The following is a 14,868-nucleotide window of genomic DNA, read 5'->3' on the forward strand; positions in this document are numbered from 1 at the left end:
CACCCTGAGGGAGAATGACCGGATGGCCGGGTACCGCCGACAGCTCTACCGCGACGACGCGGTGGTGCTGCGTGTGCAGAAGCTCGGCGAGTCCGACCGGATCATCACCCTGCTTACCCGCCGACACGGCCGGCTCCGCGCGGTGGCCCGGGGGATCCGCCGTACCACCAGCAAGTTCGGTGCCCGGTTGGAGCCGTTCGGCCACGTCGACGTCCAGCTCGCCGGCGACCCGAAGGGCAACACCGGCAGCTCGCTGCACAGCGTCAGCCAGGTCGAGGGGATCGACCTGTACGGCAAGCGGTTCCTCGGCGACTACCCGCGCTACACGACGGCCAGCGCGATCGCCGAGACCGCGGAGCGGCTCACCCCGGTCGAGCGGGAGCCGTCGCTGCGACTGTTCCAGCTCACCCTCGGCGCGCTGAAGTCTCTGGCCCGGGGCGAGCACGCCACCACGCTGGTGCTCGACGCGTACCTGCTGCGGGGGATGACGCTCGCGGGGTGGGCGCCGGCGCTCACCGCCTGCGCGGTCTGTGGCACCCCGGGGCGGCACCGGGCGTTCTCCGTGCCGGCCGGCGGCGCGGTCTGCCCGGACTGCCGGCCCCCCGGCGCGGCCCACCCCGCTCCGGCCACCGTGGATCTGATGTCGGCGCTCACCACCGGAGACTGGGTGCTCGCCGACGCCACCGAGACGGGGGTACGCCGGGAGTGCAGCGGCCTGGTCGCGGCGCACCTGCAGTGGCACCTGGAGCGCGCGCTACGCTCGCTGCCGCTGGTCGACCGGGGCGGCCCGGTCGTCGGCCCGGGGGAGCAGGCCGCGAGCAGGGAGAGAGCCGAGTGATCCGATCGATGAGGGCTGGCCGCCGCGAGCCGGTGCCGCCGACACCGCACCCGTCGGGCGTCCGGCCCCCGGCGCTGCCCCGCGACGTGGTGCCCCGGCACGTCGCCGTGGTGATGGACGGCAACGGCCGGTGGGCCAAGGAGCGCGGGTTGCCCCGCACGAAGGGCCACGAGGCCGGGGAGTTCAGCCTCTTCGACACCATCGAGGGCGCCATCGAGCTGGGAATTCCCTACCTTTCGGCGTACGCGTTCTCCACCGAGAACTGGCGGCGCTCGCCCGACGAGGTCCGGTTCCTGATGGGCTTCAACCGGGATGTCATCCGTCGCCGCCGCGACCAGCTCGTCGACCTGGGCGTACGGGTGGTCTGGTCCGGGCGGACCGGGCGGCTGTGGAAGAGCGTCATCTCTGAACTCCAGACCGCCGAGGAGATGTCCCAGGGGAACTCGACGCTGACCCTCCAGTTCTGCGTCAACTACGGCGGGCAGGCCGAGATCGCCGACGCCGCCGCCGCGATCGCCCGCGACGCGGCGGCCGGCCGGCTCGACCCTGACAAAATCACCGAGAAGACCGTGGCGAAGTACCTGTACCACCCGGAGGTCCCGGAGGTGGACCTCTTCCTCCGGCCGTCCGGCGAGGAGCGGATCTCCAACTTCCTGCTCTGGCAGACCGCGTACGCGGAGCTGGTCTTCCTGGACACCCTCTGGCCGGACTTCGACCGCCGCCACCTCTGGTACGCCTGCGAGCTGTACGCCCAGCGGGACCGCCGGTTCGGCGGCGCGCTGCCCAACCCGGTCGCCCCGCCGGCCTGACCCAGGCTTACCGAGCCGCCGGGCTGGGTATCACCTTCTCAGTAGCCACGACACGGAGGTGAGTCCCCATGATCCAGAAGCGGATTGCACAGTGGGCGACCATGGCGGTCGCCGTGCCACTGGCGGCGGCCGGCGCGCGCCGACTCAGCCACACGCTGGAGGCCCGCCGTGGCCCGACCGGCGTGAGCCGGGTGCTGAGCAAGGGCGCGGACCTGCTGCGCCCACAGAAGGCCAAGCGTCGTCGGTTCTGGTGAGCCGTCCGTCAGCGCCGTCCCTCCAAGGGGGGGCGGCGCTGACACCTTTCCGCAGGTCGCCGCAGCGGTCGGCGATAGGATCGGCAGCCCGGCCCGGCCTGACCGAGCCCGCCCGCCGAGCCAACGGCCCGTCGAGTCGGCGGGTCGGTCAGCCGGTGTCCTGAGCCGGGCTCAGGCCTCGACCTCGGAGCGGTTGCCGCCCCACAGCGTGTGGAACGCGCCCTCCCGGTCCACCCGGTGGTAGGTGTGCGCGCCGAAGTTGTCCCGCAGCCCCTGGATCAGCGCGGCGGGCAGCCGCTGCGCGCGTAGCGCGTCGAAGTACGCCAGCGACGAGGAGAACGCCGGCGTCGGCACCCCGGCCCGGGCCGCGTCGGCCACCACCCGCCGCCAGCCCGGCACCCCCTCGCCGACCTTGTCGGCGAACCACGGGGCCACCAGCAGCGTCGGCAGCTCCGGCTGCGCGTCGTACGCCTGGCGGATCCGGTCCAGGAAGCGGGCCCGGATGATGCAGCCGCCCCGCCAGATCGTGGCGGTACCGCCCAGGTCGATGTCCCAGTCGAATTCCCGGCTGCCGGCCCGGATGTGGTCGAAGCCCTGCGCGTACGCGACGATCTTGCTGGCCAGCAGCGCGCGGCGGACGTCCTCGACGAAGGTCTCCCGGTCCTCGACCCGCCACTGCTCACCGGCGTCGCCGAACGCCCGGCGGGCGGCCTCGCGCTGGTCGGCGTGCCCCGACAGCGACCGGGCAAAGGTGGCCTCGGCGATGCCGGTGATCGGGATGCCGAGGTCCAGGGCGCTCTGCACCGTCCATCGGCCGGTGCCCTTCTGCTCGGCCTGGTCCAGCACCACGTCCACGAAGGCGTGGCCGGTCGCCGCGTCGGTGTGCGCCAGCACGTCGGCGGTGATCTCGATGAGGAACGACTCCAGCTCGCCGGTGTTCCACTCCCGGAAGATCTCGGCGATCTCCGCCGGACTCGCCGACAGCCCGGCCCGCAGCAGGTCGTACGCCTCGGCGATGAGCTGCATGTCGGCGTACTCGATGCCGTTGTGCACCATCTTCACGAAGTGGCCGGCGCCGTCCGGGCCGATGTGCCGGCAGCACGGTGTGCCGTCCACCTGCGCGGCAATCTTCTCGAAGATCGGGCCGAGCTTCGCGTACGACTCGGCGGAGCCGCCGGGCATGATGCTCGGCCCGCGTAGCGCGCCCTCCTCGCCGCCGGAGACGCCGGTGCCGGAGAAGTGCAGCCCGTGTCCGCGCAGCGCCTCCTCGCGCCGGCGTGTGTCGGCGAAGTGGGCGTTGCCGCAGTCGACGATGATGTCCCCCTCCTCCAGCAGCGGGACCAGCTCGTCGATCACCGCATCGGTGGGGGCACCTGCCTTCACCATCACGATCACCGCGCGGGGGCGCTCCAGCGATGCCACGAAGTCCGCGAGGGACTCGGACGGCACGAACGTGCCCTCGTCGCCGTGCTCGGCGACCAGGCTGCGGGTCCGCTCCGGGGAACGGTTGTGCACCGCCACCGTGAACCCGTTGCGGGCGAGGTTGCGGGCCAGGTTGCGGCCCATCACCGCCAGCCCGGTCACGCCGATCTGTGCCGTCGCGTGTTGCGTCATTCGTACCTGCCATCTCTTGTGTCGTCTGTGCTGCGACCGTATCGCGGCTCGCTGCGCGCCGAGGGCGGACCTCGGAGCGGTGTCACAGGGTGGTCACGCTGGTCCGCGCGGGGGTGGAGCCCCGATGCGGTGTCGCAGGGGGTCGCGTGCGGCCCCGCCGCGGTATGTCGGCGGCGGTGTCGGTAATTCGGGTGCGTCGTTCGGTCCGGCGGACTACCGTCAGGTCCATGCGTAACTGACGCCCCTCTTTCGAAGCAGGCCCGCCGCTGTCGCTGCGGGCCGTTGCTCCGGGCGTCCGCATTCCCGTCGTCGCCGTCGATTTCGTTCGGCGTCCCTCGTGGTCGGGCCCGCCGGGGCACCTCGTTCCCCGCTCGCCGCGTCGTCGGCGCCCCGTTCCGGTGGCGTCGCGGCGCCCACCGGTCAGGAGGCCGCGTATGCCCGCCAAGCGCAGTTCCCGAAAGTCCCGCTCGTCGTCCCCGAGCCGGTCCCCGGTGAAGACGCCGCCGCCCGATCGTGACGGTGTCGCCGTAGTGCCGGTGGTCCCGGCTTCGCCGGTGGTACAGACGCCGCTGGTGGTCCCGGCTCCGCTGGTGGTCCAGACGCCGCCGGATCTTGACGGTGTCGCCGTCCTGCCGGCCGAAGGGGTTCCGCCGGTGGTGCAGACGCCGCCCGCGCCGAAGGCCGGCCCGCCGGTCCGCGGCGCCCGGTTCGCCGGTGCTGCCCGCAGCCAGCGCGCCGGGCAGGCCCGTCGATACGCCTTCCGCCGCAGCTGATCGGCCTAGATCGACTCCGGGTGCGACAGATCGCGGGTTTCATCGCTGGGAAACCCCGACCTGCCGTACCCGGAGTCGATCATTCACGGCTCGCGGTCACGACGGCCGGTAGCGCGGCCCGGTCGGGCGGCCGATCGGCGCGGCCCGGTCGGGCGGGGCTCGGCAGGTCAGCCGATCAGGGGGCGGAACGTGCCGAGCACGACGCTGACCGTCAGCGCCGCCCCGGCCAGCGCCGCCGCCCCGGCGATGAGCACGCCGTCGGCGGCCCGGAAGCGTTGCCGCCGGGCGACGGTGCGGGGGAGGCCCGAGTCGAACCCCCGGGCGTCCATCGCCACGGCCAACCGGGTGCCTCGCCGGATCGCCCCCACCAGCAGCGCGAATGCGGTCGAGACGAACAGCCGCAGTCGGGCCACCGGGTTGCGCCCGGCCTCGACCCCGCGTGCCCGCCGGGCCATGCTGATCATCTGCCACTCCTGGCCGAGCAGCGGCACCAGCCGGAACGCGGCCAGCGCGCCGATCGCGAACCGGGCCGGTGCCCTCGCGTTCTGGATCAGCGCGTCGGCCAGGTCGGTCGGGTCGGTGGTGGCGAAGACGATCACCCCGGGCAGCGCCACCGCCAGCACGCGCAGCGCCAGGCCGAGGGCGGTCAACAGCACCCCGGTGGTGACCAGCACCGGCCCCGCCTCGACCAGCACCCGGCCGGAGTGGTCGGCGGCGAAGAGGACCAGGGTCACCACGATGCCGACCGCGCTGAACAGCAGCGGCGCCGCCCGGCGGGCGAGCATCCGGTACCGGATGCCGAACAGGGGCAGCACGGCCAGCTCGACGCCGAGGGCGATCGCCGGAGCCACCGGGTCCAGGGTGGCGAGCAGCGTGAACGAGAAGATCAGCGCCGCCGCGACCTTCGCCACCGGATTACGCCGGGCCAGCGGTGCGCCGGGCGCGGCCACCGGTTCGATGCTGATCACGACATCCCCGCCGGATCGCGGGTCACGGTGATCCGCCGGTCGGCCAGGGCCGCGACGAAGTCCGAGTCGTGGGTGACGGTGACGACGCCGTGCCCGGCGTCACGCAGCTCGGCGAAGAGGTCGAGCAGCTCCCGCCACGTCCGCCGGTCCTGGCCGAAGGTCGGCTCGTCGCAGACCAGCAGCCGGGGCGCGGTGGCCAGGGCGGTCGCCACACTCAGCCGCCGAGCCTCCCCACCGGAGAGGGTGTACGGGTTGGCACGGGCCAGCGTCGTCAGGCGCAGCCGCTCCAGCAGGGCATCCACGGTCGACGTCACCGCCACCTCCGGCTGACCGGTACGGCGCGGCCCGAGGGCCAGCTCGTCGAAGACCGTACCGGTGACGAACTGGTGCTCCGGGTCCTGGAAGACCGACCCGATCCGGCGGGCCAGGGCGGGAGCGCGCCAGCGGTGCGGGGGAGTGCGGGCATCCCCGCCGGCCAACTCGCCGGTCGCCGCCACCCGGCCGGCCCCGGGCCGGAGCAGGCCGCCGAGCAGCAGGGCCAGGGTGGACTTGCCGGCACCGTTCGGGCCGAGCACGGCAAGCGCCTCACCGGCGCGTACCGCGAGGTCGACGGGCGCGAGACGGGGTGACAGGGCGACCCGGTCAGCGGTGAGCAACAGGTCGCCGGGGGCCGCGGTGGCGTGCCGGGGCGGCACGGTCCGGCCGGGCACCCAGACCCCCTCGGCGGCGAGGGCGTCGCCGTGCGCGGCGAAGACCGCCGCCGGCGGCCCGTCGGCACGGACCCCGCCGCCCGGCTCCAGCACCACCACCCGGTCGACCAGCGGCAGCGCCTCGGCGACCCGGTGCTCGACCAAAACCAACGTGGTGTCGCCGTCGAGCGCGTCGGCCACCGCGCGCCGGACCAGCGCCGCCCCGGCCGGGTCGAGGTTGGCGGTCGGCTCGTCGAGCAGCAGCAGCCCCGGCCGCAGGGCGAGCGCCCCGGCCAGGGCGAGGCGCTGCTGCTCGCCGCCGGAGAGGGCGGCGGTCGGCCGGTCCCGGTGGTACGGGAAGCCGACCCGGCGCAGCGCCTCGTCCACCCGGGGCCAGATGTCCTCGGCGGGCACGCCCCGGTTCTCCAGCCCGAACGCCACGTCGTCACCGCAGCGGGCCATCACGAGCTGAGTCTCCGGGTCCTGGAAGACGATGCCGACCCGCTCCCGGTCCTTGCGGGGATCCACCCCGTCGACCTCGACGGTCCCCTCCTGCTCGCCGGAGTCGTCGGGCAGGAGCCCGGCCAGCGCCGCGAGTAGGGTGCTCTTGCCCGCTCCCGAGGGCCCCAGCAGCAACACCCGCTCGCCGCGCTCGATGCGAAGGTCCACCCCCCGCACCGCCCACGCCCGGCGCCCGGCGTGCCGCCACCCGAACCCCCGCACCACCACCGCGCCCACGCCGCTCCCTCCCGGACCAGCCTCGTCGATCAACAGGTTTGCGTCAGGAGAACTCGCTCGGCTGACGCAAACCTGCTGATCAACACGAGTCGGCCGGCTGGCCGGTCAGACGACGGCCCGTTCGCGTCCGGCGGGGAAGCGGTCGAGGACGCCGGTACCCGCGAGGGCGCGGGTGAGCGCCCAGCCGCCCGCACCGGCGACGACCGTGGCGCTGACGATCGTGAGCAGCGCGTACGGGATGCGGTAGCTGGTCAGGTCGGTCTCGACGTTCCAGATGAGGAAGTCGAACAGGGCGGCGCTGAGGCCGGTGAGCGCCCCGGCGAGCAGCGCGGTGGGCAGCCGGAACGAGCGGTAGCGGAACGCCGCGAAGGCCAGTTCGGCACCGATGCCCTGGACCATGCCCTGCGGGATCACCGTGCCGGCCCACTGGCTACCCAGCAGGGCGGAGAGGACGGCGGCGACGGTCTCGCAGTACAGGGCGGCGCCCGGCTTGCGGATGACCAGGCCGCCGACCACGGCCGGCATCAGCCAGACCCCGTAGAGCAGGGTCTGTGCGGGCGGGAAGAACGCGAACGCCCCCTCGGTGGCGCTCCACACCAGGCCCCAGGCCCAGAAGATGACGCCGAAGGCGACCGCGATCACCGAGGCGACCACGATGTCTATCGTGCGCCACCGATTGTCGTTGTGGTTCATGATGGCTCCCAGTTCTGTGTGAACCAGGAGAAGACGCACGCCGCGCCTGGTGCCCTGGCGGGACCAGACGGCGGCGCGGCTGGAGGTCGACCGAACTCCCTGCGCTGGCATTACCCAGATCAGGTTCGAGGGTCTGCGGGCGATGCCCGCACTCTCAGCGCTGTGCGCTCCCCTGTCGGATGTGAAGTTGTCTCGTCAACGCTAACACCTCCAAAGATCAGCGGGCAAAGTGATCCTTCCGCAGCTCGCCCTGGACGCGGAAACGGCCATCTCGGCGGGGCGGTGCTGCGGTGAACCGGCAGGCGCAGGCCGTGGCCCTGCCGGAAATCAGTACGACTGGGCCGTGAGCACCGTGGGTAGGCTGCCGCTCATGCAGGTGCAGGCGCGAGGGCTGACGTTCGAGGTACGCACCGACGGGCCGGCCGACGGTGCGCCGGTGCTGTTGTTGCACGGCTTCCCGCAGCACAGCGGCGAGTGGGACGAGGTCACGCCCGCGCTGCACGCCGCCGGGCTGCGCACGTACGCGCCGGACCAGCGGGGATACTCGCCGCTCGCCCGGCCCGCCGACGTCGAGGCGTACCGTATTCCCGAGCTGGTCGCCGATGCGGTGGCCCTGCTCGACGCGCTGGGCGTCGACGCGGCGCACGTGGTGGGGCACGACTGGGGTGCGATCGTGGCCTGGGGGCTGGCCGCCGGTCACCCCGACCGGGTGCGCACCCTGACCGCCGTGTCGGTCCCGCACCCTGCCGCGATGGCGCACGCGCTGGCCACCGACACCGAGCAGAAGGCCCGTTCGTCCTACATCGCGCTGTTCCGCAGGCCGGGCAAGGCCGAGAAGGTGTTGCTGGCGCTGCGGGCCACCGCCCTGCGCAAGCTGCTCCGCGCGGTCGGTGGCGCAGCCCGGGTGGCCCGGTACGCCGATCCGATGCGCGAACCGGGTGCGCTGACCGCCGCCCTGAACTGGTACCGGGCGATGTCCCGGGCCGACCTCGTGGCGGTGGGGCCGGTGCCGGTGCCGACCACCTTCGTCTGGAGCGACCGGGACATCGCGATCGGCCGGACCGCCGCCGAGGCATGCGCCGCGCACGTCACCGGGGACTACCGCTTCGTCACCCTCTCCGGGGTGTCGCACTGGATCCCCGACGAGGCGCCCGGCCCGCTGGCCGAGGCCGTCCTGGCCCGGACGGGCACGGCACGGTGACCGCCTCCGCCGTCCCGCCCGCTCCCTGCACCTGGCCGAGTACCGGCAGCCCGCCCCGCCGCGGGAGCGGGTGGGCGCGGCGGTGCGGACCCCCGACGGGGGCCGGGAGCGGGCGTGGTGGGACGGCGTGGGTGCTCGACGCGGGGGACTTCTCCCGGCTCGGGGCGGAGCTGGCGGCGACCGGTGCGGTGCGGCCCGGTCGGCGGCGGGACGGGACGGTTGATGCGTCAGCGGACGGCGGTCGACTTCGCGGTGGGATGGGACGGTTGATGCGTCAGCGGACGGCGGTCGACTTCGCGGTGGGATGGTTGGCCCGTAATCGACAGACGGAGGACACATGACGGTGAGCGCCGAGGACTACCTCGCGGTGGTGACGGAGACGATCGGGCGGGTGTCGGCCGGCCAGCGGGAGGCGGTGGGCCGGGCCGCAGACCTGATCGCCGACGCGTTGCGCGCCGACGGGGTGGTCCATGCCTTCGGCACGGGCCACTCCGAGGCCCTCGCGATGGAGATCGCCGGTCGGGCCGGTGGCCTGGTGCCGACCAACCGGATCGCCCTGCGCGACCTGGTGCTGCGCGGCGGAGCCCCGGCCGACGTCCTGGGTCCACTGCTGGAACGGGACCCGTCGGTGGCCCACCGCCTCTACGAACTGGCCCCGGTCCGACCGTCGGACGTGTTCGTGATCGCCTCCAACTCCGGTGTCAACGGGGCCATAGTGGAGTTCGCCGCGCTGGTCACCGAGCGCGGCCACGGCCTCGTCGCGATCACCTCGGCGCAGCACTCGGCGCGGATGACCTCCCGGCATCCGTCCGGCCGGAAACTGACCGACTTCGCTGACGTGGTGCTGGACAACGGCGCCCCGTACGGCGATGCGACCCTGCCGCTGCCCGGCGGCGGTGCCGTCGGCGCGGTCTCCTCCATCACCGCCGCCCTGCTGGCGCAGCAGATCACGGTCGAGGTGGTGGCCCGGCTGCTCGCGGCGGGGGAGCGGCCCCCGGTCTACCTGTCGGCCAACATCGCCGGCGGCGACGAGCACAACAATGCCCTTGAGTCCCGGTACGCGGGCCGGATCCGCCGGGGGTCCTGACCGCGTCCGGTGACCAAATCGTGAAGCGGTTTCGTTCCGCGTCGCACGGGGAACAGGCGATGCTGCCGGCGGGATACACCCCGCCGGCAGCGCCGTCCCCGGAGGTAGCACGTGTCGAAGGAAACCGAGAAGCAGCGCTGGCAGCGCAACTTCGCCGATCTGCTCCAAGAACTGCGGGTCGCCCAGACGGGCGTGCAGATCCTCTTCGCTTTCCTGCTGACCCTGCCGTTCAGTAACGGCTTCACCCGTACCAGCGAATTCCAGAAGGACGTCTACATCGTCGCGCTGCTGTCGGCCGCCGCCGCCACCGCGATGATCATCTCCCCGGTCGCCTTCCACCGGGCGCTGTTCCGGCAGGGCCGCAAGCCGGAGCTGGTCCGGTTCGCCCACCGGATGGCCAGCGGCGGGTTGGCGTTCATGCTCGTCGCGATGGTCAGCGCGGTCCTGCTGATCACCGACTTCGTGCTGGACCGGGGGATCGCCTTCGTACTCACCGCCCTCACGGCGCTGTGGTTCCTGGCCTTCTGGGTGGTCCTGCCGATCAGCCGGCGCAGCTGGGGCGACGACGACATCGACGACGACGATGACGACCCGCAGGAGCCCATCACCGACTGATCCGGCCGGCAGCGCGGACGCCGGGCGAAATTCGAGGTGCACACAACGCTACCCCTGGGTAACTTGGCGGGGGTAGCGTTGCTTTTCGTCGAGCACGTTGACGCATCCGGACCGAGGTTCGAGGGGGCAGCCGTGACCACGACGGAGAACGATGGCGCCGGTCTGCTGCCGGCCGAGGCCGGGCAGGTGTCCGAGAAGCAGGCCAGGCAGGTCGCCGAGGCGGCCCGGGAGTCCACCTGGGACCGGCCCAGCTTCGGCAAGGAGCTCTTCCTCGGCCGGTTCCGGCTCGACCTGATCCACCCCTGGCCGCGTACGGATCCGGCCGAGGACGCCCGCGCGGCGGAGTTCCTCGGCCGGCTGCGCGCATACCTGGAGTCCGAGGTGGACGGCGCGGCGATCGAGCGCGACGCCCACATCCCCGACGAGGTGTTCCACGGCCTGGCTCGGCTCGGCGCGTTCGGCATGAAGATCGACCGGTCCCACGGCGGGCTCGGGCTGAGCAACCTGCACTACTGCCGGGCGCTGATGCTGGCCGGCTCGGTCAGCCCGGCGATCGGCGCGCTGCTCTCGGCGCACCAGTCGATCGGCGTCCCGCAGCCGCTGAAGATGTTCGGCACGGACGAGCAGAAGCAGCACTTCCTGCCCCGGCTCGCCGCCGGGGAGGTGTCCGCGTTCCTGCTCACCGAGCCGGACGTCGGCTCCGACCCGGCGCGGCTGGCCACCACGGCCGAGCCGACCGCCGACGGCACCGGATACCGGCTCAACGGGGTGAAGCTCTGGGCCACCAACGGCACCGTGGCCACCCTGCTGGTGGTGATGGCCCGGGTGCCCGCCGCCGAGGGCCGGCGCGGCGGAATCACCGCCTTCGTCGTCGACGGCGACGCCGAGGGCATCACCGTGGAGCGGCGCAACACGTTCACCGGCCTGCGCGGCCTGGAGAACAGCCTCACCCGGTTCCACGATGTCTTCGTGCCCAACTCTTACGTCATCGGCGGCGAGGGCAAGGGGCTGAAGATCGCCCTGACCACCCTGAACACCGGGCGGCTCTCGCTGCCGGCGATGTGCGTCGGCGCGGCGAAGTGGTCGCTGAACGTGGCCCGGGAGTGGGCCGCCGACCGGGTGCAGTGGGGCCGGCCGGTGGGCGAGCACGAGGCGGTCGCCCAGAAACTGGCCTTCATCGCCGCCACCACGTACGGCATGGAGACCATGCTCGACCTGAGCTGCCTGCTCGCCGACGACGACCGCAACGACATCCGGATCGAGGCGGCCCTGGTCAAGCTCTACGCCAGCGAGATGGCCTGGAAGGTCGGCGACGAGCTGCTCCAGATCCGGGGCGGGCGGGGCTACGAGACCGCCGACTCCCTCGCCGCCCGGGGCGAGCGCCCGGCCGCCGTCGAGCAGATGCTGCGCGACCTGCGGATCAACCGGATCTTCGAGGGCTCCACCGAGATCATGCACCTGCTCATCGCCCGCGAGGCGGTGGACGCCCACCTCTCCGTGGCGGGGGACATCATCGACCCGGACGCCGGGCTCGGCCGCAAGGCGAAGGCCGGGGCGCGGGCCGGCGCGTTCTACGCGAGGTGGCTGCCCACCCTCGCCGTCGGCCGGGGCCAGGCGCCGAAGGCGTACGCCGAGTTCGGCCCGCTCGCCGGGCACCTGCGCCAGGTCGAGCGATACAGCCGCAAGCTCGCCCGGTCGACGTTCTACGCGATGTCCCGCTGGCAGGGCAGGATGGAGCGCAAGCAGGCGTTCCTCGGCCGGGTGGTGGACATCGGCGCGGAGCTCTTCGCGATGTCCGCGGTCTGCGTCCGGGCATACGCGGAGAAGGACACCCGCCCGGAGAACGTCGAGCTGGCCGACCTCTTCTGTCGCCAGGCCCGGCTGCGGATCGAGGCCCTCTTCGCCGGCCTGTGGGCCAACACTGACTCCGTCGATGTGGCAGCGGCCAAGCGCATCCTCGCCGGCCGGTACGCCGCCCTGGAGGACGGGGTGCTCACCCCGCCCGCCGACCTGCCGTGGGTGGCCACCTGGGCCCCGGGCCCGTCCACGGCCGAGGACGTCCGCCGCCGCATCCCCCGCCCCGAGTGAAAGGAAGGGCCCCCTGTTAACGCCTTCGGGATAGCAAGGGCCCCTTCCTAACGGGTCGACCCGGCCATCAGCGGGCGATCGCCCAGGCCAGCACGGCGGCCAGGATCAGCCCGTTGATCGCCGCCAGCACCAGGTACGCCGCCGGTGGGATCTTGCGGCCCCGGCGGACGAAGTTGACCAGCACGGCGGCGTAGGCCAGCAGCAGCACGGCGAGGACGATCAGGAAGTAGAGCACCGGACCACCCTAGCGGCCGCCCCGCAGCCCGAGTCGGCGCAGCTCCAGCGCGGCGAGCGCGTCGACGGTGGCGTCGTCGCCGCGCCGCCACGCCTCGGCCACGTCCGGGGCGATCCGGGTCAGCTTCCCCAGCGGCTGACTGGTCAGTGCCCGCAGGGCCAGCAGGTCCCGGCCCGCCGGGACGGCGGAGAGCGCCTTGGCCGACGCGGCCCGGCGCATCCAGCGCAGCCGCAGCGGCAGCCAGCCGAACAGCACCAGGGCGAGCGGGAACACCAGCACCGCGATACCGAGCGCCAGGGCGAGTTGGCCGACCAGTTCCTGCTGGTCGCGGCCGGCCTCGGCCATCGACCGGGCGGCCTCGGCGGCCTTTTTGAAGGGGCCGGTCAGCTCGTCGCCGACCAGCGGCACCCGGCCCACCTTGCCGCCGGCGTCGGCCAGGTTGTCGGCGAGGCCGCCGCCGGCCCCCTCCAACTTCTGCCCGGGTACGGCGAGCTTCTGCACCAGGTCGTGCACCCAGAGCGCGAAGCGGATCGCGGCGTACACCCAGACGACGACGAGCAGGTCGGTGAGGAACTGACGGACGGCGGTCGGCAAGCGATCTGCGTAGATCTTCACGCCGGACAGCGTGCCACGACCCGGCCCATCGGGCACGGGTCGGAATTGTCAGCCGGCGCAGGCCGGGCAGGTACCGAAGATCTCCAGGGTGTGGCTGACGTCGACGTACCCGTGCTGCGCCGCCACCCGCTCCGCCCAGGCCTCCACGGTCGGCCCGGCCACCTCCACGGTGCGCCCGCAGGCCCGGCAGACCAGGTGGTGGTGGTGACCCTCGCTGCACCGCCGGTAGAGGTGCTCGCCGCCCGGCGGGCGCATCACGTCGACCTCGCCCGTGTCGGCGAGCCCCTGGAGGGTGCGGTAGACGGTGGTCAGCCCCACCCGCTCGCCCCGCTGACGGAGCATGGCGTGCAGGTTCTGCGCGCTGTGGAAGCCCTCCAACTCGGCCAGCAGGGCGCTCACCGCCGAGCGTTGCCGAGTGTTCCGGACGGCGGTGCCCTCGGTCATGATGCCTCCCCGGCGTGGCTGACCGCGTCGGCCACGATGTGCGCGACGTGTTCGTCGACCAGCGCGTACGCGATCTCACGACCCCGCCGGGAGCCTCGGACCACGCCGGCGCCGCGCAGCACCCGCAGGTGCTGCGAGACCAGTGGCTGGGTGGCACCGAGCGTCTCCACCAGCTCGTGCACGCACCGTTCACCCTGCGCCAGTTCGCTCACGATCGCCAGTCGGATCGGGGCCGCGAGGGCGCGCAGCAGCTCACCGGCACCCTCGTACGTCTCGTACCCTGATCCGCTGGTCACCCTGTCACGGTAACCAATCCCGCCGGCCCGCCGCGGCGCAGGATCAACCGAGCACCACCTCGTGGGGTTCGGCGGTCGGCGTCTCGGCGTCCGTGCGGCGCCGGCGCAGTGCCCGCCGGCCGGCGCCGACGATCGCGACGACGAGGAACGAGGCGATCGCCAGCAGCACCACGGACGCGCCGGGGGCGGTGTCGGCGTTGGCGGCCACCCAGACCCCGGAGCCGGCGGCGAAGAGCCCGAGCGCCATCGCCGCCGCCATCGTGCTGCGGAAGCCCCGGGTGACCTGCTGGGCGGTGGCCACCGGGACCACCATCAGCGCGCTGATCAGCAGCACCCCGACGGCCCGCATGGAGATCGTCACGGTGACCGCGGTGCCGACCGCGAGAAGCATGTTCAACGTCCGCACCGGCAGGCCGGCGACCCGGGCGTACTCCTCGTCGTGGCAGACGGCGAAGAGCGCCGGGCGCAGCGCCAGCATGGTGACCAGGAGCACCACGCCGAGCACCACGATGGTGGTCAGGTCCTGCGGCGAGATGGTGATCAGCGACCCGAACAGGTACGCGTTGAGGTTCGCGCTGGTGGCGTCGGAGAGCCCGACCAGCGTCACGCCGCCGGCGATCCCGCCGTAGAACAGCAGCGCCAGCGCCAGGTCGCCCGAGGTGCGGCCACGGGCCCGGACCAGCTCGATGGTGATCGCGCCGAGCGTCGCCACGACCACGGCCACCAGCACCGGTGAGCGGTTGAGCAGCAGCCCGGCGCCCACCCCGGTCAGCGCCACGTGCCCCACCCCGTCGCCGATCAGCGCCAGCCGCCGCTGCACCAGGTAGATGCCGAGCGCCGGGGCGGCCAGGCCGATGACCAGCGCGCCGATCAGGGCGCGCTGCATGAACGGGTACTGGAAAAGCTCCATG

General features: G+C 73.1%; 17 protein-coding genes and 1 riboswitch. Of the genes, 8 read left to right on the plus strand and 9 right to left on the minus strand.

Features of this window, described 5'->3' with window-relative positions; translation table 11 throughout:
* Nucleotides 1–22 precede the first annotated feature (22 nt).
* The 3 genes from recO to SNR22_RS12325 all read left to right on the plus strand — a co-directional run bounded on the left by recO (nt 23) and on the right by SNR22_RS12325 (nt 1,901).
* Nucleotides 23–838: a DNA repair protein RecO gene (recO, locus tag SNR22_RS12315; RefSeq protein WP_320066661.1), complete on the plus strand. Its 816-nt coding sequence runs from the start codon at nt 23–25 to the stop codon at nt 836–838.
* An 8-nt stretch (nt 839–846) separates the two neighbouring features.
* Entirely contained in the window at nt 847–1,647 is an 801-nt protein-coding gene (locus tag SNR22_RS12320; RefSeq protein ID WP_320066891.1) for an isoprenyl transferase, read from the plus strand.
* Between the two features lie 68 nt (nt 1,648–1,715).
* Entirely contained in the window at nt 1,716–1,901 is a 186-nt protein-coding gene (locus SNR22_RS12325) for a hypothetical protein (protein ID WP_320066662.1), read from the plus strand.
* A gap of 171 nt (nt 1,902–2,072) precedes the next feature.
* On the opposite strand, the gene gndA is transcribed toward SNR22_RS12325, so the two are convergent.
* Nucleotides 2,073–3,515, minus strand: a complete 1,443-nt coding sequence (gndA, locus tag SNR22_RS12330) for an NADP-dependent phosphogluconate dehydrogenase (RefSeq protein WP_320066663.1) — start codon at nt 3,513–3,515, stop codon at nt 2,073–2,075.
* A 554-nt stretch (nt 3,516–4,069) separates the two neighbouring features.
* Between gndA and SNR22_RS12335 the strand changes: the two genes are divergently transcribed.
* On the plus strand, nt 4,070–4,288 hold the full coding sequence (locus tag SNR22_RS12335; protein WP_320066664.1) for a hypothetical protein: 219 nt from the start codon (nt 4,070–4,072) through the stop codon (nt 4,286–4,288).
* 167 nt (nt 4,289–4,455) lie between these two features.
* Here the strand turns inward: SNR22_RS12335 and SNR22_RS12340 are convergent, their stop codons facing one another.
* The 3 genes from SNR22_RS12340 to SNR22_RS12350 all read right to left on the minus strand — a co-directional run bounded on the left by SNR22_RS12340 (nt 4,456) and on the right by SNR22_RS12350 (nt 7,376).
* Entirely contained in the window at nt 4,456–5,256 is an 801-nt protein-coding gene (locus SNR22_RS12340) for an energy-coupling factor transporter transmembrane component T (RefSeq protein ID WP_320066665.1), read from the minus strand.
* A complete protein-coding gene (locus tag SNR22_RS12345; RefSeq protein WP_320066666.1) occupies nt 5,253–6,683 on the minus strand; it encodes an ABC transporter ATP-binding protein in 1,431 nt (476 codons plus the stop codon). Before SNR22_RS12345 ends, SNR22_RS12340 begins: the two co-directional genes overlap by 4 nt.
* A 105-nt stretch (nt 6,684–6,788) precedes the next feature.
* Nucleotides 6,789–7,376 (minus strand): ECF transporter S component, encoded by a 588-nt coding sequence (locus SNR22_RS12350; RefSeq protein ID WP_320066667.1) that lies wholly within the window; start codon nt 7,374–7,376, stop codon nt 6,789–6,791.
* Between the two features lie 78 nt (nt 7,377–7,454).
* Nucleotides 7,455–7,560: riboswitch (TPP riboswitch) on the minus strand.
* 186 nt (nt 7,561–7,746) lie between these two features.
* On the opposite strand from SNR22_RS12350, the gene SNR22_RS12355 reads away from it, so the two are divergent.
* The 4 genes from SNR22_RS12355 (at nt 7,747) to SNR22_RS12370 (ending at nt 12,367) form a co-directional block, all read left to right on the plus strand.
* Complete coding sequence (locus SNR22_RS12355; RefSeq protein ID WP_320066892.1) at nt 7,747–8,577, plus strand: alpha/beta fold hydrolase; 831 nt, start codon at nt 7,747–7,749, stop codon at nt 8,575–8,577.
* A 337-nt stretch (nt 8,578–8,914) separates the two neighbouring features.
* Entirely contained in the window at nt 8,915–9,664 is a 750-nt protein-coding gene (locus tag SNR22_RS12360; RefSeq protein ID WP_320066668.1) for an SIS domain-containing protein, read from the plus strand.
* A gap of 111 nt (nt 9,665–9,775) precedes the next feature.
* On the plus strand, nt 9,776–10,279 hold the full coding sequence (locus SNR22_RS12365) for a DUF6328 family protein (protein WP_320066669.1): 504 nt from the start codon (nt 9,776–9,778) through the stop codon (nt 10,277–10,279).
* Nucleotides 10,280–10,411: 132 nt separating this feature from the next.
* Complete coding sequence (locus tag SNR22_RS12370; protein WP_320066670.1) at nt 10,412–12,367, plus strand: acyl-CoA dehydrogenase family protein; 1,956 nt, start codon at nt 10,412–10,414, stop codon at nt 12,365–12,367.
* 67 nt (nt 12,368–12,434) lie between these two features.
* On the opposite strand, the gene SNR22_RS12375 is transcribed toward SNR22_RS12370, so the two are convergent.
* The 5 genes from SNR22_RS12375 to SNR22_RS12395 are packed head-to-tail and all read right to left on the minus strand — an operon-like array spanning nt 12,435 to nt 14,867.
* On the minus strand, nt 12,435–12,602 hold the full coding sequence (locus tag SNR22_RS12375) for a hypothetical protein (RefSeq protein ID WP_320066671.1): 168 nt from the start codon (nt 12,600–12,602) through the stop codon (nt 12,435–12,437).
* Nucleotides 12,603–12,611: 9 nt separating this feature from the next.
* On the minus strand, nt 12,612–13,217 hold the full coding sequence (locus tag SNR22_RS12380) for a hypothetical protein (RefSeq protein ID WP_320066672.1): 606 nt from the start codon (nt 13,215–13,217) through the stop codon (nt 12,612–12,614).
* Nucleotides 13,218–13,265: 48 nt separating this feature from the next.
* Nucleotides 13,266–13,661: a Fur family transcriptional regulator gene (locus SNR22_RS12385; protein ID WP_320066673.1), complete on the minus strand. Its 396-nt coding sequence runs from the start codon at nt 13,659–13,661 to the stop codon at nt 13,266–13,268.
* Complete coding sequence (locus tag SNR22_RS12390) at nt 13,658–13,957, minus strand: metalloregulator ArsR/SmtB family transcription factor (protein WP_320066674.1); 300 nt, start codon at nt 13,955–13,957, stop codon at nt 13,658–13,660. Before SNR22_RS12390 ends, SNR22_RS12385 begins: the two co-directional genes overlap by 4 nt.
* A gap of 43 nt (nt 13,958–14,000) precedes the next feature.
* Nucleotides 14,001–14,867: a metal ABC transporter permease gene (locus SNR22_RS12395; protein ID WP_320066675.1), complete on the minus strand. Its 867-nt coding sequence runs from the start codon at nt 14,865–14,867 to the stop codon at nt 14,001–14,003.
* Nucleotide 14,868: the final 1 nt, after the last annotated feature.

This window comes from Micromonospora sp. RTGN7 (assembly GCF_033804645.1).
GTDB lineage: Bacteria > Actinomycetota > Actinomycetes > Mycobacteriales > Micromonosporaceae > Micromonospora.